This is a genomic window from Duganella sp. AC917 (assembly GCF_979258245.1).
Genome location: NZ_OZ409848.1, coordinates 2816625 through 2839538, shown reverse-complemented (window position 1 = coordinate 2839538; position 22914 = coordinate 2816625). Strand labels below are relative to the sequence as shown.

Below are 22914 nucleotides of genomic sequence, written 5' to 3'. Positions count from 1 at the left end.
TTGGCGTCAGACCTTGGCCTCGACACCGGGCGTGGCGGCGCGCACCAGGAAGGCCGAGGTGGTCGTTGGCAGATGCTCCAGCAGCCAGCTGGCCATGGCGATCTCTTGCTTGAGGATGGCCTCGCACACGGCCTTGGTCTGCTCGTCACCGGCCACGCCGGCTGCCGCGATCAATGCCGTGTAGCTCGCGATCTCCATGTTTTCAAAGATGTAGCCGGCCATGGCGCCCTTGACCACTTCGTCGCTGGCGAACATCCCGCCGACGGCCTGGCCGAACGCCATCATTTTGCCGCCCATGTCCTTGATCACGGACGGGCTGCTGCCCAGGCGCGCCAGGCACGCTTCGATCTGTTCGCGTTGCCATCTGGTTTCTTCGATGTGCTGGACGATGCGCTCGCGCAGCACCGGATAGTGTTCAAGGCGCGATGCCTGCGCCTCCAGCATGGACTCGGCTTGCTGTTCCATCCCGTGCGCGTCGCGCAGCCAATCGATCAGGTTTTCGCTTGCGGTGGTGGTCATGATGATTCTCCATTTAAAAAAGGGTTCAGGAAAGCGCGGTATCGAGCACCATCATGATGATGAAGCCGAGCACCAGCGAACAAGAGGCGGTCTTGCAATGGCCGTGACGGTGCGCCTCGGGCACGACGTCATGGCAGATGACATACAGCATGGCGCCGGCCGCGCCGGCCAGGCCCCACGGCAGCAGTGCCGTGCTGAGTTCCATCAGCAGGGCGGCGCAGACGGCGGCAAACGGTTCGATCAGTCCCGACAGGGCGCCCAGCGCGGCTGAAAACACGCGGCCGTAGCCAACCGAGCGCAGCGCGATCGCCACCACCAGTCCCTCGGGGATGTCCTGGATGGCGATGCCGGTCGCCAGCGTGTGGGCCCGGGTGGCGTCCACGCCGCCGTAGCCGACGCCGATGGCAAGGCCCTCCGGAAGATTGTGGATCGCGACCGCGCCGACGAACAGCCAGGCGCGCGTCATGGCGGTGGGGTCGACGCTGAACGCCTCGTCGCCCAGCACCCGCTCGGAGCGCACCAGATGGCCCAGCAGCATCACCAGCAGCATGCCGAGCAGGATGCCGCCGCCGACGATCAGGCTGGCGCCGGCCGGGCTGGCGCCGCCGTCCTTGCTGGCGTTAATGGCCGGCAGCACCAATGAAAACGACGTAGCAGCGAGCATGATGCCGCCGCCCAGACCGAGCGCGGCGTCATAGCTGCGCTGCGAAAAGTTCTGCGCCAGCAGCACCGGCAGCGTGCCGGCGGCCGTGGCCGCCGCCGCCCACAGGCCGGCGGTCAGCGCCAGCCGCGCGGGCGGCGGCAGCGCGGCGATCGTCAACGCCATTTCGCGCGTCAACAACACCGCGCCGAGGCCGGCGATAACGATGCCCATGGCCATCCGCCATGGCTGTCGGGTGCCTGATCGCAGCATGACAGATCAGCTCAGCGGGCTGGCGCCGCCGCTGCCGTCGCGGCCGCGTCCGTCGCCTGACAGGGGAGAGGCGGACGAATCGACCGATGGATCGACCACCTCGTCGTCATCAAGCACGCTGGACGCCATCCCGGGCGCAACGCCGGCGCCCAGTTCGGCCCCGGTCACCGGTTCGGCGGCCGGATCGGACATGGTGCGCGCGGCCATCTGGCTGACCACGGCTTCCTCGGCCGTCGTCAGGCCCACGCTGGCGCCGCCGTCGCCGCCGTCGACGGCCAGTTGCTGCTCGCGGTCGTCCACCACGCGCCATTTCGCGCCGCTGTTCCACGGGCCCTGGATTTCAGGTCCGCCCTGCGACATATTGAAGTAGACACTGGTGAATTCCGCACGGCCCGGCAGTTTGCCCGGTGGGAAATTGGGCTGGATCGCGTACAGCGCCTTCTCGAACGATTTCTGGTGGGCGATCTCGCGCGTCATCAGGAAACCGAGCGCTTCCTTGACGCCGGGATCGGTGGTGAGGTTGATCAGCCGCTCGTAGACGATCTTGGCGCGCGCCTCGGCCGCGATGTTCGAGCGCAGGTCGGCGGTCGGCTCGCCGATGGTGTCGATGTAGGCAGCGGTCCATGGCACGCCGCCCGAGTTGGTCAGCGGCGCGCCTGCGCCGTACAGCACCTGCGTCAGGTGGCTGTCGTTGCCGGCGCCGGTGATCGAACGATACAGTTCACCTTCTTCCTCGACGCCCTCGGCCAGGCGGCCCTTGGCGCCCTTGTTGAGCATACAGACGATGTTGCCGATCACCTCCAGGTGGCTCAGTTCCTCGGTGGCGATATCGAACAGCATGTCTTTGCGGCCTGGATCGTCCTCGGCAACCGCTTGGGTGAAGTAGCGCATGGCGGCGGCCAGCTCGCCTTGCGGCCCGCCGAATTGTTCGAGCATCAGGTTGGCCAGGGCGGGATTGGTTTCACTGACGCGCACCGTGTACTGCAACCGCTTGTTATGAGCAAACATACTTTTCTCCTGTTGGTTGGCGAACGGATGTTTCGGGCGATGCCGAGCCCGATACCGAACTCGGCATCGAAGAGCTATGGTATGACGCAGGCGTGATCGGCGGCATCGGTGCTCGACGCCCGCTGGTGTAAGACTGCGCTCGCAAGTTTTGATCGCGTGTCACGAGCGACGTGTGACCAACTTTACTCAACAGGAAAACGCGGCGGGCTCAACTGCGGACCCGGAATTGTTGAGTAATCCAGGTCGAAGACAATCAAAAACCGCCGGTCAAAAGACGCCAGCCTATTCCTACTTGACGATGTCGTTCGCGCCGATAGGTTTGATGAGCCACGGCGCATAACATGAGCTTTCTCGAGTTTGCTTTTGCAACACGGCAGACCGATTCCCTAGTTTTATCAACGCGTTTATCAACGATCTATCAGGAGATAATCATGGCTAATTCGAACCAAGGTAATGGCGGTAACCAAGGCGGCGGCAAGGGCAACAAGCAGTCCGATCAAGGCAACAGCAACCGCGGCTTCGCGTCGATGGACCCTGAGCAGCAACGCGAGATCGCGTCCGAAGGCGGCCGCGCTGCACACGCCGCCGGCACGGCCCATGAATTCACGTCGGAAGAGGCGCGACGCGCCGGCAGCATGAGCCACAAAAACGACGGCAACCAGCAAAGCGGCTCGTCATCGGGCTCGCGCTCGGGTGGCGGCAATGAAGGGGGCAAGAGTGGCTCCGGCGGCTCCGGCGGCACCCGCGGCGGCACCCCAGAGCAACACGCGGAAGCCGGCCGTCAAAGCCACAAGAACGACCGCAAATAAGCTTCGCGACTAACGCGGTTTGTCATGGGCTCCGGCATGTTTGCCGGAGCTTTTTTTTTGTTCCATCGTCGCGACGCCCCTTGCCGAAATTGCTTGACAATAATCTAACGCGCTCCTAAAGTGATATCACTTTGATGTCATCTACCTGAGGAGCAATCGAGCATGAATGGTGCAAACACTCGCCGCGAAACGGCGTTCTCATCGACGAATGGCTACCTGGCCGCTTGCGCCGGCATTGTTTTGCTATTGGGCGGCGCGTTCCTGTTCAAGACCTCGATCGGCGACGGCGGCGGTTTCCCACCGCTGTTCGGCGCGATCCTGCTGGTGCTGGCCGGACTGTTCTTCCTGACGGGACTGTTCATGTTGCAGCCCAACGAGAGCGCCATTCTCACCTTGTTCGGCAAGTACATCGGCACCGACCGCAGCGAAGGGTTGCGCTGGGCATTCCCGTTGTACGTCAAGCGGCGGTTGTCGCTGCGCGCGCGCAATTTCAACGCGCCCACGCTCAAGGTCAACGACAAGCGCGGCAACCCGGTCGAGATCAGCGCGGCGGTGGTCTGGCGCGTGCGCGACACTGCCCAGGCCGTGTTTGAAGTGGACGATTTCGAGCGTTACGTCGCCATCCAGGCCGAGGCCGCGCTGCGGCATCTGGCGTCCCAGTACGCCTACGACGAGGCCGACGATGTGCCGCAGGGCGAAACCACGCTGCGCGGCGGCATGCAAGTGGTGGTCGACGCCCTCAAGTGCGAGCTGCAGGCGCGGTTCGAGGAGGCCGGCGTGCAAGTGGTGGACGCCAAGCTCACCCACCTGGCCTACGCGCCGGAGATTGCCCAGGTCATGCTGCGCCGTCAGCAGGCCGAGGCGATCATCAGCGCCCGCTCCAAGATTGTGCACGGCGCGGTGAGCATGGTCGAGGCCGCGCTGAAGGGGCTGTCGGAACGTGGTATCGTCGAGCTGGACGACGAGCGCAAGGCGGCGATGGTCAGCAATTTGCTGGTGGTGCTGTGCTCGGACAAGGAAACCCAGCCGATCATCAACACGGGCACCCTCTACAACTAGCGGCCGAAGAGCATGGCGAGTCCAGGTAAAAAAGCCTATCCATTGCGGATCGACCCGGCGCTGTGGGATGAACTGCAGCGCCTGGCCGCGCGCGACCTGCGCAGCGTCAACGCGGAAATCGAGTTCCTGCTGCGGGAGGGGCTGGCCAAGCGAGGCGTGAAGATCAAAGCCGACAACGGCGAGCCCGACAAGGGCTAGCTTGTTTCGCTAGTCCGCAGCATGGCGTCGATCTGTTCGAAGCTGACCGGTTTGACCAGGTGCGCGTCGAAGCCGGCCTGCTGCGCCAGATCCTTGTCCTTTTGCTGGCCCCATCCGGTGACCGCGACCAGGGTCGTTTGCCGCAGCGCGGGCAGGGTGCGCAGCGCCCGGGCCAGGTCGTAGCCGTTGAGGGCAGGCAGGCCGATGTCGAGGAAGGCGTATTCCGGGACAAAGACGGCGGCGTTGTCGAGCGCGCTCTGGCCGTCGTAGGCGACCGAGACCACATGCCCGCGCGACGACAGCAACGCCCCCATGCTGTTGACAAAGTCGATGTTGTCGTCGGCCAGCAGGATGCGCCGGCTGCCGCCCGCCGCCACGCCGGGCGTGGCCGCCACGCCCGGCGGCTGCGGCGCGGCGCTTTGCCCGGCTAGCGGCAGCGTCAGTACGAACTCGCTGCCGTAGCCCAATCCCATGCTGTGCAGGCTCAGCTCGCCGCCGTGCAATTCGGCCAGCCGCCGCGCCAGCGACAGGCCCACGCCGAGCCCGGCCGTGGTGCGCTCTAGCGAGGCGTCGGCCTGCACGAACATCTGGAACACCGCGTCGCGCATTGCCGGCGCGATGCCGATGCCGTTGTCGCGCACGTGCACGCGCACCCGTTGCTGCTCGAGCTCGACGTCGACCGCGATGCGCCCGCCGCGCGCGGTGTATTTGGCCGCGTTGTTGAGCAGGTTCGACAGAATCTGCGTCAGGCGCGTGGCGTCGCCGGCGATCAGCACCGGATGCGTCAGCGGCGCCGAGGTCAGCGTATGCTCCTGCTGCTCGACCAGCGGCCGTACGATCTCGAAGGCGTCGTGAATCACTTGCTGCAGGTCGACCAGGTCGCGCTTGATCGCCAGCTTGCCGGTGTTGATGCGCGATACGTCCAGTAAATCGTCGACCAGCCGCACCATCTGGCGCAGCTGGCGCTCCATGATTTCTCGCGCGCGCTGGCCGGCGCCGAGGTCGGACGGATTGATGCGCATGATGTCGAGCCCGGTCCTGATCGGCGCCAGCGGGTTGCGCAGCTCGTGCGCCAGCGTGGCCAGGAATTCGTCCTTGCGGCGGTCGGCCACCAGCAGCGCGCGCTCGGCATCCTGGCGCACCGCCATTTCGCGCTCGAGCGTGCGGTTGGTGGCGAGCAGGCCGCTGGCGCTTTTCTCCACTTCGGCGAGCATGGCGTTGAAGGCGTCGACCAGCGTGCCGATCTCGCCCGGCGCCGAGCCCTGCACGCGCAGGCCGAAGTCGCGCCGCTCGATGACGGCGCGCGCGGCGGAGGTCACCCCTTCCAGCGGCGCGGTGATGCTGCGTTGCAGGCGCGCGGCCACCAGCGCCGCCAGCAGCAGGCTGCACAGCATGACGACGCCGAGGATCGAGCCGTAGGAGGCGATCCGCTCGCCGATGCGGTAGCGTGCCTCCAGGTACACCGTGCCGATGCGCTCGCCATGTTCGACGATCGGGTGGTACAAGGTCAGGCTGCCGTTGACGATCTGGTGCCCCAGCGGCCCGGGCTTTTCCAGGAACACCGGCGTCTCCAGCGCGGACTGGGTGTAGGTGGCAAACATCGCGCCGCCGCTGTCATAGATGGCGCCGGCCACGATCTCGGGCCGCATGCGCAGCATGGCGAGGTTGTTGCGCGCCGCCGGGGCGTCGTTGAAATTGATCGCCGGGGCGCTGGCCAGCGCGATCAGCTCGGCCTGGGTGCGCATGTCGTCGATCCACGAACGCTGAAAGGTGCTCAGGTCGTAAAACAGCATGGCGCAGGTGCATAGCAGCAGCGCAGCGGCGGTGGTGGCCAGCGCCATCGCGATCAGCCTGGCGCGCACGGTGGCCAGGACCGGGCCCAACCAGGCCATCAACCGTCGCCTTTTTGCACGGCGTACGCCACCGACAACAGGCGCGAGCTCAGTTTGAGCCGGGCCCTGTCGGCCGCCGCCAGCGACACTTCGAAGCGCACCCGGTCGTCGACCAGCCGGAAATTGATGACGCTGCCCGATTCGATGCCGGTGGCCGATTCGGTGACCGTCAGCACGCCGGCCGGCTGCACGGCCCTGACCAGCGCCGCCTCGTCGGCGCCATCGTGCGCGCCGATGAACAGCAGGTGCAGGCCGCCGGCGGGGTCGGCGCCCTGCAGTTGGCGCACCACCACGGCATGGTTGTTGATCAGGCGCCCGGCGGTCAGCCGCGTCAGCTCGGCGGCGATGTCGTCGGCGCCGACCACGCCCACCACATACGGCGCGCCGGGGTCGAGCGGGCCGGCCGGAAAGTCGACATAGCCGAGGAATTTGTACAGGAAGCCGGCCTTGACGCTGGCGCCGGACGCGCCGCCCACATCGTCCAGGGCGGCGCTGGCGGCGTTGGCGGCGATGTCGCCGCTGTCGGCCGCGCGCGCCAGCGCGGCCGGGGTTGCCGCCGCGGAGACCAGCGCCAGTGTCAGCGCGGCCGCGCGCGTTGCCATCCGGGCCGCGTCGTTCACTTTGCCAAGCATATGTTTCCTTTTAGATCACGTCGGAAAATTATACTGGCGCAGAGTGGGGGCATGGGCATTTGTGTCGAATAACAACATGACACAGGCGCAGCCTCGGCCCTGGCGTCGCCGATTGGATTACTATTTACTAGTGACCGTTGTCCAGGACGGACGATAGAGCACAAGCTCATCAGCATTTCCCGGTGGGCTCAATTAAAATCCGGGGTGAGATCGCACGACTGTTTCGTGTCAGAGGAAATCCGAATGCAGCAAGAAAACCAGTTGGGCAGCCAGACGATCGAAGCCGAGCGTTTCCGCCATTTCATCGTCAGCGTGACCGATTACGCCATCTACACCTTGTCGCCTGAAGGGGTGGTGATCACCTGGAACGCCGGCGCCCAGCGCTTCAAGGGCTACCGCGAGGACGAGATCGTCGGCCGCCATTTTTCGCTGTTCTACACGGCCGAGGAACAGGCGCGCGGGCGGCCGGCGATGGCGCTGGAGCAGGCCCGGACCACCGGCAAGTTCGAGGACGAGGGCTGGCGCGTGCGCAAGGACGGTACGCGCTTCCTGGCCAGCGTGGTGCTCGATCCGATCTGGGACGCTGCCGGTGAGTTGCTTGGCTTTACCAAGATCACCCGCGACATCACGACCCAGCGCGCCGCGCAGGACGAGCTGCATGCCAGCGAAGAGCGCTTCCGGCTGCTGGTGCAGGGCGTGACCGATTACGCCATCTATATGTTGTCGCCCGAGGGCGTGGTAACGAACTGGAACGAGGGCGCCCGGCGCATCAAGGGCTACGAGGCCGGGGAAGTGGTCGGCAAGAGCTTTGCCATGTTCTACGCGCCGGAAGACCAGGCCACCGGAGCGCCGGCGGCCGCGTTGAGCACCGCGCTCAGGGAGGGCCGCTTCGAACGCGAGGGTTGGCGCGTGCGCAAGGACGGCACCCGCTTCTGGGCCAACGTGGTGATCGATCCGATCCGCAACGCCGACGGTAAGCTGCTCGGCTTTGCCAAGGTCACGCGCGACATCACCGAGCGCCGCCTGGCTTCCGAGCAACTCGAACGCACCCGCGAGTCGCTGCTGCAGTCGCAGAAGCTCGAGGCGATCGGCAAGCTGACCGGCGGCATCGCCCACGATTTCAACAATCTGCTCAACGTCGTCATGAACGGCATCGATCTGCTGCGCACCATGGGCGACCGCGCGGTCCAGGTCCGCGCGCTGGACGCGATGGAGCGGGCGGCGCAGCGCGGCGCCTCGCTGACGCAGCAGTTGCTGGCGTTCGCGCGGCAGCAGCCGCTGCGCCGGGAAGCGCACGACATCGGCCGCGTGATCCGCTCGTTCGACGCGGTGCTGCACCGGGCCGTGCCCAGCCGCACGCGCCTGCACCTGGCGGTGGCGCCGGACTTGCCGCAGGTGCTGATCGACCCGACCCAGTTCGAGTCGGCGCTGCTCAATCTGGTCGTCAACGCCCGCGACGCCATGCTCGACAGCGGCGACGTGACGATCGCGGTCAAGCAGGTCGGGCTGGCGGCAGGCGAGGTCGGGCAACTGCCGGCCGGCGCCTATGTCAGCGTGGCGGTGACCGACGCCGGCACCGGCATGGCGCCGGAAACGCTGGCGCGCGCGATCGAGCCGTTTTTCACCACCAAGCAGGTCGGCAAGGGCACCGGGCTGGGGCTGAGCCAGGTCTACGGCCTGGCGCAGCAATGCCAGGGGGACATGACGATCGCGTCGGTGGTGGGCGAGGGCACCACCGTCACCTTGTATTTTCCGGCCATCGTCGCCGCGCCGGGCAGCGAGACCGAAGATCCCAACGGCAAGCCGGAAAAGGTGCTGGTGGTCGACGACCAGCCCGACGTGCTGGAGACGGCGGTGGCGCTGTTCAGCCACCTCGGCTACGAGGCGCTCGCGGCCAACAACGGCGTCGAGGCGCTCGAGACGCTGCGCGCCAACCCCGACATCGCGATCCTGTTCACCGATGTGGTCATGCCCGGCATCGGCGGGCTGGAGCTGGCGAAGATCGCGCAGCGCGAGTTTCCGGCGATGAAGCTGATCCTGGCGTCGGGATATACCAGATCGAGCCTGCAGGAACAGAGTCCCGACCTCGACGCGTTCACGCTGATCGCCAAGCCTTACCGGCTCAGCGATTTGATCAAGATTCTGAAGACCGTCCACGCCGACAAGGCCGGCGTGGCATAACAGGCGGTCAATTGACGTCGCGCCGACCGGCGCGGCTCACGCCAGCGTTTCGCTGATGCGCTCGGCGCAGGCCGGATCGACCGGCCGCAGCGCGTCGACCAGCTCGGCCACCGACGAGCCGCAGGCGTACAGCAGCACGTCGCCCGGCCGGCAGCGCGCCAGCCCCTCGCGCAGCGCGTCGGCCGGGTCCAGTTCGATCGCCACGCCGTTCGGCCCGCCACGTGCGGCGCTGGCGGCCGCATGCATCAGCGCGGCGCGCTGACCGGCCGCGCGGCCGCGATGCTCGCTTTCCCATTCGTAGAAGATGGCCTGGTCGAAGCCGGCCGCGCACGTTTTGCCGATGCGGCGGAAATCCTCGTCGCGGCGGTCGCCGGGCGCCGTCACCACCGCCACCGTACGGCCGGACGTCATCGCCCTGGCCGTGGCGGCCTGCGCGGAAAACGCCGCCGGGTTGTGCGCGTAGTCGACGATCACCTGCACGCCGCCGACCTGGTACACATTGGTGCGCATCGGGTTGCGCCGCGCGTCCGAGACGAACGAGCGCAAGCCGTCGGCGATCATTGCCGGACTCAGTTTGCTGGCCATCAGCGCGGCCGCTGTCGCCAGCGCGTTGGCAAGATTGTGGCGCGCGCGGCCGTCCAGCGCGGCCGGGATGGCCGTGGCCCCCAGCAGCCGCTGGCGGGCCTTGCCGTCGCTCAGCATCACCGCGTCGCGCTCCAGCCAGGCGGCGCGGCCGCCGCGCGCCAGGTGCGCCACCAGCACCGGGTGGGCGGCGTCGCAGCTGAAGTAGACGATGTCGACGGTCGGGTCGAGGGTGGCGCCGATGGCGACGCAGCGCGGATCCTCGGCGTTGAGCACCACCGCCCGCGAGGCGGCCTGCACCACCACCGCCTTGACCCGCGCCAGATCGTCGATCGTGTCGACGCCGTCGAGGCCCAGGTGGTCGTCGCTGACGTTGAGCAGCACGCCGACGTCGCAGCGGTCGAACGCCAGGCCGCGCTTGAGGATGCCGCCGCGCGCCGTCTCCAGCACCGCGAACTCCACTTCAGGCGCCGCCAGCACGGTGCGCGCCGACCAGTAGCCGCTGCAGTCGCCGCGCTTGATGGCCGCGCCGTTGATGAAGATGCCCTCGCTGGTGGTGCAGCCGGTGCCGATGCCGGCCTGGCGCAGCGTGTGCTCGATCATCAGCGTGGTGGTGGTCTTGCCGTTGGTGCCGGTGACGGCGATCACCGGGATGCGGCCGTCGCTGGCGCCGAACATCGATTCGACGACCGCCGCGCCGGCGTCGCGCGGCGTCCCGGCGCTCGGGTATTCGTGCATGCGCAGGCCGGGCGCGGCGTTGATCTCGATCACCGCGCCGTTCCTGCCGTCGAGCGGCACGCCGATATCCTCGCACACCAGGTCGATGCCGGCCACGTCGAGGCCGATCTTGCGCACCGCGCGCACGCACATGGCCAGCGTTTGCGGCGGCAGCCGGTCCGTCACGTCCTCGGCGGTGCCGCCGCTCGACAGGTTGGCGTTGCCGCGCAATAGCACCCGGTGTCCGGCGGCGGCCACGCTGTCCAGGTTCAGGCCCTGTTCGGCCAGGGTGGTCTCGGCGTGGCCGTCGAGCGGTATCCGTGTCAGGATGTTGCTGTGGCCGTCGCCGCGTGCCGGATTGGCGTTCTCCCGTTCCACCAGCTGGCGCAAGGTCGACACGCCGTCGCCGGTCACGCTGGCCGGACGGCGCAGCGCGGCCGCCACCACGCGCTCGCCGGCCACCAGCACGCGATAGTCGTCGCCGCGGATATAACGCTCGACAATGATGACGCGGCCATGCTCGCGGGCCCGTTCGAACGCCAGCGCCACTTCCTCCGGCGTCCCGCAACGGGTGGTGACGCCGCGCCCATGGTTGCCGTCGAGCGGCTTGACGGTCACCAGGCCGCCGAGCTGGCGCGCGGCGCGCTGCGCCTGTTCGAGCGAGCGCGCCGTGGTGCCCTCGGGCACCGGCACGCCGGCCTCCTGCAGCAGCGTCTTGGTCAGTTCCTTGTGCGAGGCGATACCGACGGCGATATGGCCGGTGTCGCCGGTGATGCTGGCCTGCAGGCGCTTTTGCTGGGCGCCCCAGCCCAGCACGAACAGGTTCGCTTCCGGCGTGAGGCGGCTGGTTGGAATGCCCTGGCGGCCGGCCGCCTTGAGGATGGCGCCGGTGCTGGTGCCGATCGCCTGCCGCTGCGCCGTCTCGCGCAGCGCGGCCAGGCCGGCCTCCGCACGCTGGCCGAGTTCCGTCGCCGATGTCGGCAGCGCCTGCTCGGTGTTCGCGTTGTCCTGGACGATAATGGCCATGTCGCGCACCAGCGCTACCGCCAGCTCGACCGCGTCGACGCCGACCTGCTCGATTTCATACGCGCACACCACGCGGTAGTGGCCGTCCGGCCCGGTCTTGTGGGTGCGGCCGGTGTTGACCGGCGTGCCGGCCAGGCATTGCAGCGCAAGCGCGACATGTTCGACCACGTGCGCCAGATTGGTGCCCTCATGCAGCGCCTGCACGAAACCGCCGTATTGGCCGGCCGAGCACCGATGGTCGTGCAGCGACGGCAGCATGTCGAGCAGGCGCTCGTTAAAGCCCGGCAGCTCGCTGGTGCGCAGGGCGCTGAATTGTTGAAGGTCCAGCACCGTCAGGATGCAAGCGCGCGGCGAATACAGGTTGGGTCCGCGCAACACGCGTTGTTCGAGGATGTTCATGATTCTTGGGTCCGGTCGGTAAGGAAGTTGAGGAAATCGGCCAGCGCGCGTGGGGCCGGGATGGCGTCTTCGGGCAGCTGGCCGCGTTGCGCCTGCGCCTGCGCCTGCGCATGGTCCGCCGTGTCGTCGGGCGGGGCCGAGAACGCGGTTCCCGAGGGCAGCAGGTGCAGGCCGACGCCCACCAGGGTCGGCACGCCGCCGGCGCGCAAATCGGCGATGTTGTTGTCGGCGGTGCGGCAGTCGAGCACCGTGACCGTGCCTTCGCCCATGACTTCAAACCCGGCGCGGCCGTGGATGATCAGCGCGGTGTCCTCGTCGATGCCGGCGCCGAGCAGGAACGGGCTTTGCGCGACCACGCTGAGCAGCCGGTGAATGCGCTGGCGCTGCGAAAAATGCTGGTCGATGACAACCCGGTGCACGAAACCGAAGCCGGCGCCCAGGCGCACCGCGCCCTTTTCCGGCGCCAGCTCGGCCTTGCCCTCGGCCAGCATGTGGGTGCACATGGCCGACGCGCCGGCGCTGGTGCCGGCGATGCAGGCGCCACGGGCGTGGGCCTCGCGCATGGCCTGCTCGACGGCGGTGCCGCCGATGTTGGCCACCAAGCGTTTCTGGTCGCCGCCGGTCATGAAGATGCCGCCGGCGCCGGCCACGATGTCGGCGGCGCTGGCGTCGTCGGCGTCGACGCGGTCGCCGATCGGCACATGGCGCACGTTGCGCGCGCCGAGGTCGTGCAGCGCGCCGCGGTACATTTCCCAGACGTCCTCGGGGATCTTGCTGGCGGCCGTAAGCACCACCAGCGGCCGCTCGGGGCCGCCGGCCAGCGCCATGAAGCGGGCCAGTACTTCCTTGTTGTCGGTGCGGTCCTCGCCGCCGCCGATGATCATCAGTGCGCCGTTGGCGGCGCTGGAATGGGATGCGTGTTGCATGAGTGTCTCTCTGTGGGCCAATGACTGTTGTATACGGATAAAAGACTGCGGAGCAGGTGAGGCAGTGTCGCAGGGCGCGCGGCGCTGCGGTAGGGCGGTTCGTCCTGTGCTGCTGTAAGCCGATGCTTACTTCGGCTCGCTGCGGCCGAGGCCCGCACGCAACGTAATGTCTATCCCGTCTGGGTGTTCCTTTCGTTTCTTTGTTGGCATCATTGTAAAAAGTGGTTTACCATGGGATTTCGTCGATTCAATTTAACCGGATCCCCAATGACTGATCAATCCACCGAATGCCGCCGCAAGAACGAAGCGCTGGCCAGCGTGATCGAACTGGGCTTGTCTTACCAGCAGGCGCTCGGCTATCCGAGCGCCAAGATCTACCTGCTCGAACAAGCGGTTGACCAAACCATTATCAAGCGCGTGCTGGCTTCACCTGAGCGCCGGCGCGGCGCGCGTGGCAACGGTTCTTCCTGAGCCTCGCTTGCCGCCGCCACCGCCGCCTCCACGCCAGGACGGCGCCCACAACCGTGCACATCAACATCAGGATATTTAATGACTCAAGCCCTCCCCAGTATTCAGGATTTTTCCGATCGTCGGCATCGGCGCATCGGCCGGGGGGTTGTCTGCCTTGCAAGAATTCTTTAGCCACCTCACACCCGACATGCCCATGGCGTATGTCGTTGTGATGCATTTGTCGCCCACCCACGAAAGCGACCCCGCCGCGCTGTTGCGCAAGTGGGCGCCGGTGCCGGTGGTCGAGGTCACCGGGCCGACGCATGTGGAAAAGGGCACCGTGTATGTGATTCCGCCGAACCGCCAACTCGAGATGATCGACGGCTATCTGCGGGTGCGCGAGCGCGCCGCCGGCCCCGGCTGGCCGGTGGCGGTCGACACTTTCTTCCGCACGCTGGCGGCGGCGCACGAGTCGCGTGCGTTTGGCATCGTGCTGTCGGGCACCGGCAGCGACGGCGCGGCCGGGCTGGTCTCGCTCAAGGACCACGGCGGCGTGGTGATGGTGCAAAACCCGGACGAGGCCGAGTTCGCCGGCATGCCGCGCGCGGCGATCGACTCGGGCGCGGTCGACTTCGTGCTGCAGGTGGCCGACATGCCGCGCAAGCTGGCGGCGGTGTGGGAAAACGCCCGCCGCATCGCCTTGCCGCTGCCGCGTGGCAGGCCGGTTGTCGAACCCAACGATAACGCGCTGCCGGCCGAGGACGAGGAGACGCTGCGCGATATCATCAGCATCCTGCGCGCGCGCACCGGGCATGACTTCGCCAAGTACAAGCGCGCCACGGTGCTGCGCCGTATCGAGCGGCGGCTGCAGGTGCGCGAGACAGCGTCGCTGGGTCAGTACCGCGACCTGCTGCGCGAGGACCGCAGCGAGAGCGACGCGCTGCTGCGCGACATGCTGATCGGGGTGACGCAATTTTTCCGCGACAGCGAGGCGTTCGAGAGCATCGAGCGCGACATCGTGCCCAAGTTGTTTGCCGATGTGCCGAACGGCCAGGCGCTGCGCGTGTGGAGCGTCGGCTGCTCGACCGGCGAGGAGACCTATTCGCTCGGCATGCTGTTGACCGAGCACGTGGTCAAGAACGCGCCGAGCGCCGACTTCCAGCTGTTCGGCTCGGACATCGACGATCGCGCGATCGCCTTCGCCCGCGCCGGCCTGTACAACGCGGCCATTTCGCGCGATGTGTCGGCCGCCCGGCTGGCCGAGCACTTCAACAAGGAGGACGGCCGCTACCGCATCAAGAAGTCGGTGCGCGACAAGATTTTGTTCGCCAGCCAGAACCTGCTGCGCGACCCGCCGTTCTCAAAGATCGACCTGATCAGCTGCCGCAACCTGCTGATCTACCTGAACCGCGACACCCATTCCCAAGTGCTCGAGATGTTCCATTTCGCGCTCAATCCGGGCGGCTACCTGTTCCTGGGCGGCTCCGAATCGGCCGACATGGTGGCCGAGTTCTTTGTGCCGGTCGACAAGAAGAACCGCATCTACCGCGCCCGTCCGACTTCCCGTTTGCCGCGCTCGGCCATTCCGATGATGGCGCCGATCGCTGCCGCCTCGGCGGTGCCGTACCCGGAACGCCCGCACGGCGACAAGCCGTCGTTCGCCAGCGTGCACCAGCGGGTGCTGGCCGAATACGCGCCGCCGAGCGTGCTGGTCGATCAGCAGTCGAACATCGTCCATATGTCCGAGGGCACGGCGCAATTCCTGCGCCACGTGGCCGGCGAGCCGTCACGCAACCTGGTCGCGCTGGCCGAGCCTGAGTTGCGGCTGGAGCTGCGCGCGGCCTTGTTCCAGGCGGCCCAGAGCGGCAAGAGCGTGGAGACGCGCAGCATCCGCTTCGAGCGCGGCGCGCGCGTGTTTTATGTCAACATGATGGCGCGGCCGTTCTACGACGCCAACACCGCGACCGATTTCATCCTGGTGCTGTTCCACAAGATCGAGCAGATCACCGAAGAACAGACCGGTACCGAGCTCGATCCGGCGCAGGACACGGTGCTGTCGAGCCTTGAGCAGGAGTTGCAGCGCACGCGCCTGCAATTGCAGGACACCATTGAAAACTCGGAGACGTCCAACGAGGAGCTCAAGGCCGCCAACGAGGAGCTGCAGGCGATCAACGAAGAGCTGCGCTCGGCCACCGAGGAGCTCGAGACCAGCAAGGAGGAGCTGCAATCGGTCAACGAGGAACTGATCACCGTCAACTTCGAGCTCAAGAGCAAGGTCGAGGAGACCAGCAAGGTCAACGACGACCTGCAAAACCTGATCGCGTCGACCGACCTGGCCACCATCTTTGTCGACCGCGGCATGCGCATCAAGCGCTACACGCCACACGCATGCGAGCTGTTCAACCTGATCGCCAGCGACATCGGCCGGCCGCTGCACGACATCACGCACAAGCTGACCTATCCGCAGCTGTCCAAGGACGCGGCCCTGACGTTCGAGTCGCTGCGCCCGGTCGAGCGCGAGGTCGCCAGCGATGACGGGCGCTGGTTCATCGCCAGGCTGCTGCCGTATCGCACCGGCCTCGACCAGATCGACGGCGCGGTGCTGACCTTTATCGACATCACCAAGCGCCGCCGCGCCGAGGAGCGCGCCCGCGCCGGCGAGGAACGCATGCGCCTGGTGGCCGCCAGCACCAAGGACTACATCATCATCACTGTCGACCTCGACAGCATGATCACCAGCTTCAACAGCGGCGCCGAGCGTATTTTCGGCTACCCCGAGGCCGAGATCATCGGCCAGCCGTACGAACTCATTTTCGTGCCCGAGGACCGCGCCGCCGGCATGCCGGCCGACGAGCAGCGCCGCGCGCGCGAGGACGGCCGCGCCGAGGACGAACGCTGGCACCTGCGCAAGGACGGCACCCGCTTCTACTGCAGCGGCGTGCTGACGCCGTTGCGCGGCAGCGACGGCGAGCTCAGCGGGTACGCCAAGATCGGGCGCGACCTGACCGGTCGCCAGGAGGCAGAGAAGAGCCGCGCCGAGCAACTCTCGCGCGAGCTCGATCGCAGCAACCAGGCGCAGGCCTACAACGCGCAGAAGGACCAGTTCCTGGCCATCATGTCGCACGAACTGAAGCATCCGCTGAACCTGATCCACATGCATGCCGACGTGCTGCTGCGCCTGCCCGCGGTGCGCGCCGAGCCGGCCGCGCACAAGGCCGTCAGCGCGATCCGCTCGTCGACCATCAGCCAGGCCAAGATCATCAACGACTTGCTCGACCTGTCGCGCGTATCGACGGGCAAGATGGAGCTGAACCGGGAAGCACTTGATTTCCGCGCGTTGGTGGGTAACATCGTCGAGGTGACCGGCGGCACGCCGAACGCGCCGCAGATGGTGGTGCACATGCCCGAGCAGGCTCTTCCCATGCATGCCGATGAGGTGCGGCTGGAACAGGTGGTGTGGAATCTGATCAGCAACGCGATCAAGTTCACGCCCCAGCAGGGCACGGTGACCGTCACGCTCGAGCATGACGAGCGCGAGGTGCGCCTGTGCGTGCGCGACACCGGACAGGGCATCCGCCCCGAGGTGCTGCCGACGATCTTCGACATTTTCAAGCAGGGCAATGCCAACAGCATGCGCGGCGGCGTCGGCCTGGGCATCGGGCTGGCGTTGGTCTACGAGATCGTCCGGCTGCACGGCGGCCGGGTCACGGCCGAGTCGCCCGGTCCGGGGCAGGGCGCGACGTTCACCGTGTTCCTGCCGCGCGCGCTCGGCACGGTGCGCAGCGCCGACGACCAGGCGCCGCCGGCCGGCGTGCTGCAGGGCGCGCGCCTGCTGGTGGTGGATGACAGCGCCGACGGCCTGGAGGTATTTACCATGTTGCTCGAGCTGGAGGGCGCGGTGGTGACAGCCAGCGCCTCGCCGGTCGAGGCGCTCACATTGTTGCCCGAGCAGCGCTTCGATCTGGTCATGTCCGACCTCGACATGCCCGAGATGGAAGGCACCGACTTCATTCGCGCCCTGCGTGCACAGCCCGGCTACGAGGCCGTGCCGGCGCTGGCCATCACTGGCATGTCGCGCCAGCAGGACGTAGAACGTGCGCTCGACGCCGGTTTTTCGGCCCACGTGGGCAAACCGGTGGACATGACCGAGTTGTCGCGCAAGGTGGCGCAGCTGTTGGGGAAAAATACAGGTACTTGATTAATGCAACGGGCGCGCGAGCGCTGGAAGGGATTCGATGAAGGCAGTGGTTGTAATGGGCGCTTCGGCTGGTGGCGTGATGGCCCTGACGGAAATTCTTGCCGGCATGCCGTCCGACTTTCCCGCGCCGATCTTGGTGGTCATGCATATCGGCGACCACCCGAGCATATTGCCGGCGTTGCTCGCGCGGCGTTGCGCCTTGTCGGTACGGCACGCCGGCCATCACGAAACGCTTGGCCCCGGCATGGTGCTGATCGCGCCGCCGGACCGCCACTTGCTGGTGGAGCGCCACGATGGCGCGCTGCGCACGGTGCTGGCGCGCGGGCCCAAGGAGAACCATTCCCGGCCCGCCATCGATACCTTGTTCCGCTCGGCCGCCGCCGCCTGCGGCGACGCCAGCGCCGGCGTGATACTGACCGGTTATCTGGACGACGGTGTCGCCGGCCTGCAAGCGATCAAGGCCTGCGGCGGGACCGCAATCGTGCAGGACCCGGCCAACGCCAGCGTGCCAGACATGCCGCGTCACGCGATCGACCAGGTCGATGTGGACTTTTGCGTCCCGCTGCAGGGCATAGCCGGCGTGCTGGTCGAGTGGGCCGGCATGCCGCGCGTGGTCGCGGACGAGCGCGCGGAGGTGCCGCAATGGCTGCAAGTGGAAAACCGTTTTGCCACCGGCGACGGCGAAATGCATCAGCTTAAGTACATCGCCACGCCGTCGCCATATAGTTGCCCGGAGTGCGGCGGCACCTTGTTCTCGGTGAATAATACGCGGCCTTGCCGCTTCCGCTGTCATACCGGACACAGCTTTACATTGCTGGCGTTGTTGCAGCAGCAGGAGGCCGCGATCGAAGCGGCGCTGTCGGCTGCGCTGCGGGCGGTGCAGGAGAAGGAGAATCTGGCCGAGCAGTTGGCTGCGGAGTTTTCCGCCCGCAGCCTGACGCCGGAACCGGGCTATGCGGCGCTGGCGCAACGGGCCCGCGCCGAGGCCGAAGCGCTGCGCGCGCTGCTGGCCGGCGGGGGCATCGCCGATTAGTCGATCAGTTGGCGGAACAGGCGCGTCGCCATCAAACCGGCGGCGCTGTGGTGGCGCGCCGGCGTCATCAGCGATTGCAACAACCGCATCGCCGCCTGCTTGTTGCCCATGGACGCCACCTGCAATTCCAGTTGACGCAGTTCGCCGACGTCCTGGTCGTCATTGGCGCCGCTGTCGGCCGCGTGGTGGCGTATCACGCCGCGCGCGGGGCCGCTACGCGGGCTGTGATGTAGGCCCAGCGTATCGAGCGCGCGCTGGCGGGCCCGGAAGCTCGGCGTGCGCACCGTCGGCACGGCGGGCGTCGGCTGCTCACCGGGCGCGGTGGCGATCCAGTCGCTGAGGATTTGCTGCTCGTAGGCGCTGAAGACGCCAAACATCTCGGCGCGCTCGCTCTGGATCAGGCGCCAGAAGCGGCTGTTGTCGGCCGGCTGGCCGCGCTGGATCCAGCCGGCTTTTTCCAGCTCGCCCAGCATGGCGGGAATCTGCTTCGGCTCGGACAGCCAGTCGTTGATGCCACGGCCGCCAACGCGGCAATAATCGGAGTGCATGTTTTTACCCACCACGGCTTTGGTCGCCAGGATGTGCACCAGCTCCGCTTCCAGATCGAACTCGGCGATGACGGAATTGGTGCTGGCGCCCAGATCGTTGAGGCGATAGCCGTCCTGTACGCGGCGCAGGAAGGCGGCGGCGTCGCCGCAGCGCGGCAGCAGCTGTTGCAGCGCCTGCACCGCCTTGAAGGCGTGGCCGGTGCCGCCGTTGTCGACCGTGATGTGCAAGGTGAAATAGTAGGGATCGATACCCAGCTCGTTCAGTTCGTAGGCGGTGATCAGCAAGTGCAGCGGCAGTTGCTCGTAGCCGAGGTTGTAGCCGATGATCTCCGGCAGGAAACGTTCGGCGTCGTAGGCCAGCGCGAGCTGGATCGCACCTTGCACGAAGTGGGTTTCCTCGACGTCCTGCCACTGGTCGCAGCCGTGGCTGGCCAGCAGTTTTTTGTAGAGCACCACGTGGTTTTTGTCCGGCACGCCGTCGCCCAGCTCTTCCAGGTAAGTCTGGATCAGCGGGCGGAAGTCGGGGTCGTCCCAGCGCTCGAGCACGCCATACAGCCAGGCGCCGTCGACCAGCTTGGTCGGGGCGACGTGCTTGAGGAAGAACAGCGCGTGCGCCTTGGTCGTAAAGTAACGGCGCGGCGCGCCGTCGCGGCGTTGCTTCAGATAGGCGTTGTATTCGGCGCCGATCGCTTCGGAGCGCTCGCCGATCCAGTTTTCCATGTCCGTCGAGTTGCCCGGCAGATCCGAGCTCAGCAGGCGAGCCTGTTGCAGCTGTTGTTCCAGGAAAGTACGGGCCATGGCGCGGTCGTTGCCGACAGGAACGCCTTGCGACAGCGCGCGGTACACCGCGCTGGCGACCGGCGTGGCGCTTTGGTTGTCGTTATTGTTGCTGATGGTGGCGATGCTGTCTGGCAGCGCTTGAGCGAGTAGGGACATGGTGTTCTTCCGAAAAAGTGAGACGGCTTGAAGCTCGTCTATATAGTCGGTAGATTATCCCTGCCGTAGGGCGCTTGCCCTAGGGGCGTTGCCCCTGTGTTTGTGTAAGACAGTGCTTACATTGCTGACGTGCATTGGGGCTGCGGGCAAATTTAAAAGGGCGGATGACGGCATTTCGCCGTACCCGCCCTGCATTTTTACTTGCCGATATGACTATCTTACGATTCGGCCGTCTTGGCGCTGTCACCGCGGTTCGCCTGCACGCGTTCCGCCGCCTTTTTACCGGCCAGGAAGGCATGATCCGAGTTGTAATATTCCCACTCGCTGTAGCGCCCGGCCAACACGATATCGTGCTGTTCCATCCATGCGCGCACCGTCGCTACGTTCTCCGCGCGGGCGTGGTCGTACACCACATACGCGTACGGCATGTCGACCTGGTTGGCGGTGATCACCCGGTCGTCCTCGCGCATCATGCCGACCTTGATGCAATCGGCGATGCAGCGCTCGATGAGCTCCTCGCCGTCCAGCGGCAGCGGCTTCCACGGCGAGTACGAAATCTCGCAGGTAAAGCCGAAGCCGCCCGGCGCGTTGCATTCCGGGCTGGCGTTGCCCTGCACGAAGATGCGGTGGAAGATGCTGTCTTCCGGATAGTAGATCCAGTGCTTGTCGGTGACGTCGGTGCGGGCGATGCCGATGTTGACGCAGCGGATCGAAATATGCCGCAAGCCCTCGGCCGCGCGCCTTACTTCCGGCGGCGCCTCGCTGCCGATCAGGCGCACCAGTTCAGGCAGCGGCATCGTGCTGATCAATTGATCGTACTGCAGGCGGCGGCCATCGGCCAGCACCACCGTGTGCTCGTCGGGCAGGATGCGCACCGCGTCGGCGTTCAGTTCGATCTTGCCGCGGATGTGCGGCAGGAAGCCCGACACCAGCGCCTGGAAGCCGCCGCGCTTGGGGTAGCCGAAGCGCGCGTTCGGCCCCATCGGCTTGGCGACCGGTTCCAGCGCGCCTTCGATGATCTGGTTCAGGTCCGGCAGCGGCACGCGTCCACCCAGCCACGAGGTTTCCATCTCCTTCAGCGGCACCGTCCACAATTTCTTGTTGTACGGGATGGCGAAGTGGCGGGCGATGCCGGCGCCCCAGACGCGGTAGATGAAGTGCTCGAAGTCTTCGCCCTTGGCGGCGGTCGACATCGCGCTTTCGCTGCTGTTGGCGACGTCGGCGGTGCCGTCCGCGCAGCAATCCTGCACTTCGGCGGTGGCGCAGCTTTCCACCTTGTTGGCGCTTTCGGCCTTGTCGGCCAGCCCGTAGCGCGATTCGATGGCGCCGACGATGCATTCCTTGATGACCGCCGGCGGCAGGCCGTACAGCGCGCCCTGGAACGGGTAGCGGGTGAACACCTGTTTGCTGTAGACCCAGGCTTCGCGCATTTGCCAATGCTGGTTGTCGCCAAGCAGGATGTCGTACAGTTTAAGCACGTACGGATCGTTGGAGAACATGATGTGGCCGGCGTAGTCGAAGGTGAAGCCTTGGTCCTGGATAGAGCGGCACCAGCCGCCGACGGTGGCGTTACGCTCGAGCAGCATGGTGTCCGCCCCGAGGTGGTAGGCGGCCGACAGGCCGGTCGGGCCGGCGCCGACGATGAGGCAGCCGGTGCGCTGCGCGGCGGCGGACTGGCGCATCGGATTGACGACGGCGGAGGAGCCGGAAGGGACGGCGACCGCCCCCTCCTGCTGGTTCTGCTTGGCGCTTTTGCCCGACGGCGGCGTATTGTCCAGCAGCGTGCGCATGGCGTCGGAGGTGGCCTCCCACGAGGTTTTCTCGACCACGGCGCGCATTTTTTCGACCCGCGCCGCGCGCTGCTCCGGCGTCAGCGCCAGCGCGGCCTCGCAGTCTTCGATGAATTCGGCGTGGCTGTCGGCGACCCAGACGATGTCGCTGTACGGATCGCGCACGTCTTTGATGGCGGTGCTGACGGCCGGCAGTTCGGCCGCCATGTATTCGAGCACCTTGGTCGGGCTGATGTAGCGGGTTGATTCGTTGAGCGCGAACGGCAGCAGGCAGACGTCCCATCCGGCCAGGAACTGCGGCAGCGCTTCATACGACTGCTGGCCCAGGTAGTGGATGTTGGCGCGCTGCGGCAGCGAGGCCGGATCGATCTTGACCACCGGTCCGACCAGCACGATCTGCCATTCCGGATGGGCGTCGGCCAGCGCGCCGATCAGGTCGGCGTCGAAGCGCTCGTCGATAACGCCGTAGTAGCCCAGGCGTGGACCCGGAATGCCGGCGTGCAGCGGATGCTCGTTGCCGCGATCGAGTGCCTGGTGGAAGTGCGCGGCGTCGACGCTGCTGGGGAAGCAATGGGCGTTGTCGTGGCGGCCGCGTTTGGCCTCGTACAGGCTGGGACCGCCAGTGAAGACGAGGTCGGCGATCTTGAGCAGTGCGGTCTCGCGCTGCAGCAATTGCTTGGGCGGGTTCTTGAAGGCGGAGAGTTCATCCATGCAATCGTAGACCACCAGGCCGGCGTGCAGCGACGGCAGCAGCGGCAGCGCCATCGGCGTGTAGAACCAGACGATGGGGGCGTCGTCGCCACGGCTAAGCTCAGGCAGCAATTGTTGCAACAGCGGTTGCAGCAAAGGAATCTGGTCGTCGTGGAAACCGGTCGCGTGCACCGGCGTATGCGGCCGGTAGACGGTGACGTTGGGCGCCGGGCTCGAGCTCTGCACGAAGCTCTCGCCCTCATGGAAGACCGGCTCTTCGACAAAGGCGATTTTGTAGTGCTTGGCAAGGCGCGACAGGAGTTGTTGCGGACGCTGATAGACGAAGTCCCAGCGCAGATGACAAAAGACGATAATGGTTTTCATGAAGTTCTCCCTGTGCCCTCGCGG

The 22914-nt window shown here is 66.5% G+C and carries 16 protein-coding genes; 7 read left to right on the top strand and 9 right to left on the bottom strand.

Annotation, left to right across the window (positions count from 1 at the left end; all coding sequences use genetic code 11):
• Positions 1–6 precede the first annotated feature (6 nt).
• Genes ACZ0BA_RS12175 through ACZ0BA_RS12165 form a run of 3 tightly spaced genes read right to left on the bottom strand, consistent with a single transcriptional unit; the run spans position 7 to position 2440 of the window.
• Positions 7–519 carry a ferritin-like domain-containing protein gene (locus ACZ0BA_RS12175; RefSeq protein WP_463451537.1) on the bottom strand — a complete coding sequence of 171 codons (513 nt, stop codon included), beginning with the start codon at positions 517–519 and terminating at the stop codon, positions 7–9.
• 25 nt (positions 520–544) lie between these two features.
• Positions 545–1393, bottom strand: a complete 849-nt coding sequence (locus ACZ0BA_RS12170; protein WP_463451536.1) for a ZIP family metal transporter — start codon at positions 1391–1393, stop codon at positions 545–547.
• Positions 1394–1438: 45 nt separating this feature from the next.
• On the bottom strand, positions 1439–2440 hold the full coding sequence (locus tag ACZ0BA_RS12165) for a manganese catalase family protein (protein ID WP_463451535.1): 1002 nt from the start codon (positions 2438–2440) through the stop codon (positions 1439–1441).
• 431 nt (positions 2441–2871) lie between these two features.
• On the opposite strand from ACZ0BA_RS12165, the gene ACZ0BA_RS12160 reads away from it, so the two are divergent.
• From ACZ0BA_RS12160 to ACZ0BA_RS12150, 3 genes are all read left to right on the top strand, one after another.
• The gene (locus tag ACZ0BA_RS12160) at positions 2872–3249 is read left to right on the top strand and encodes a KGG domain-containing protein (RefSeq protein WP_463451534.1); all 378 of its coding nucleotides are present in this window, start codon (positions 2872–2874) and stop codon (positions 3247–3249) included.
• 162 nt (positions 3250–3411) lie between these two features.
• Positions 3412–4308: an SPFH domain-containing protein gene (locus tag ACZ0BA_RS12155; protein WP_463451533.1), complete on the top strand. Its 897-nt coding sequence runs from the start codon at positions 3412–3414 to the stop codon at positions 4306–4308.
• A gap of 12 nt (positions 4309–4320) precedes the next feature.
• Positions 4321–4506, top strand: coding sequence for a type II toxin-antitoxin system antitoxin (locus ACZ0BA_RS12150; RefSeq protein WP_463451532.1), 186 nt, complete (start codon positions 4321–4323; stop codon positions 4504–4506).
• On the opposite strand, the gene ACZ0BA_RS12145 is transcribed toward ACZ0BA_RS12150, so the two are convergent.
• Positions 4503–6398 (bottom strand): sensor histidine kinase, YfiR-like protein-associated, encoded by a 1896-nt coding sequence (locus ACZ0BA_RS12145; protein WP_463451531.1) that lies wholly within the window; start codon positions 6396–6398, stop codon positions 4503–4505. The two genes, ACZ0BA_RS12150 and ACZ0BA_RS12145, sit on opposite strands and share 4 nt — an antisense overlap.
• Positions 6398–7030: a TOL_0243 family YfiR-like periplasmic protein gene (locus ACZ0BA_RS12140; RefSeq protein WP_463451530.1), complete on the bottom strand. Its 633-nt coding sequence runs from the start codon at positions 7028–7030 to the stop codon at positions 6398–6400. The genes ACZ0BA_RS12145 and ACZ0BA_RS12140 overlap by 1 nt, the downstream gene beginning before the upstream one ends.
• 243 nt (positions 7031–7273) lie before the next feature.
• On the opposite strand from ACZ0BA_RS12140, the gene ACZ0BA_RS12135 reads away from it, so the two are divergent.
• A complete protein-coding gene (locus tag ACZ0BA_RS12135; protein ID WP_463451529.1) occupies positions 7274–9211 on the top strand; it encodes a hybrid sensor histidine kinase/response regulator in 1938 nt (645 codons plus the stop codon).
• Positions 9212–9247: 36 nt separating this feature from the next.
• Here the strand turns inward: ACZ0BA_RS12135 and cphA are convergent, their stop codons facing one another.
• Positions 9248–11935 (bottom strand): cyanophycin synthetase, encoded by a 2688-nt coding sequence (gene cphA, locus ACZ0BA_RS12130; RefSeq protein ID WP_463451528.1) that lies wholly within the window; start codon positions 11933–11935, stop codon positions 9248–9250.
• Positions 11932–12861, bottom strand: coding sequence for a cyanophycinase (locus ACZ0BA_RS12125; RefSeq protein WP_463451527.1), 930 nt, complete (start codon positions 12859–12861; stop codon positions 11932–11934). Before ACZ0BA_RS12125 ends, cphA begins: the two co-directional genes overlap by 4 nt.
• Before the next feature lie 267 nt (positions 12862–13128).
• On the opposite strand from ACZ0BA_RS12125, the gene ACZ0BA_RS12120 reads away from it, so the two are divergent.
• The 3 genes from ACZ0BA_RS12120 to ACZ0BA_RS12110 all read left to right on the top strand — a co-directional run bounded on the left by ACZ0BA_RS12120 (position 13129) and on the right by ACZ0BA_RS12110 (position 18542).
• Complete coding sequence (locus tag ACZ0BA_RS12120; protein WP_463451526.1) at positions 13129–13332, top strand: hypothetical protein; 204 nt, start codon at positions 13129–13131, stop codon at positions 13330–13332.
• 106 nt (positions 13333–13438) lie between these two features.
• Complete coding sequence (locus ACZ0BA_RS12115; RefSeq protein WP_463454744.1) at positions 13439–17509, top strand: CheR family methyltransferase; 4071 nt, start codon at positions 13439–13441, stop codon at positions 17507–17509.
• A gap of 37 nt (positions 17510–17546) precedes the next feature.
• Complete coding sequence (locus tag ACZ0BA_RS12110; protein WP_463451525.1) at positions 17547–18542, top strand: chemotaxis protein CheB; 996 nt, start codon at positions 17547–17549, stop codon at positions 18540–18542.
• Here the strand turns inward: ACZ0BA_RS12110 and ACZ0BA_RS12105 are convergent.
• Together ACZ0BA_RS12105 and ACZ0BA_RS12100 are read right to left on the bottom strand one after the other, a co-directional pair.
• Positions 18539–20026 carry an iron-containing redox enzyme family protein gene (locus ACZ0BA_RS12105; protein WP_463451524.1) on the bottom strand — a complete coding sequence of 496 codons (1488 nt, stop codon included), beginning with the start codon at positions 20024–20026 and terminating at the stop codon, positions 18539–18541. The two genes, ACZ0BA_RS12110 and ACZ0BA_RS12105, sit on opposite strands and share 4 nt — an antisense overlap.
• A gap of 218 nt (positions 20027–20244) precedes the next feature.
• A complete protein-coding gene (locus ACZ0BA_RS12100; protein WP_463451523.1) occupies positions 20245–22890 on the bottom strand; it encodes an FAD-dependent oxidoreductase in 2646 nt (881 codons plus the stop codon).
• Positions 22891–22914 lie beyond the last annotated feature (24 nt).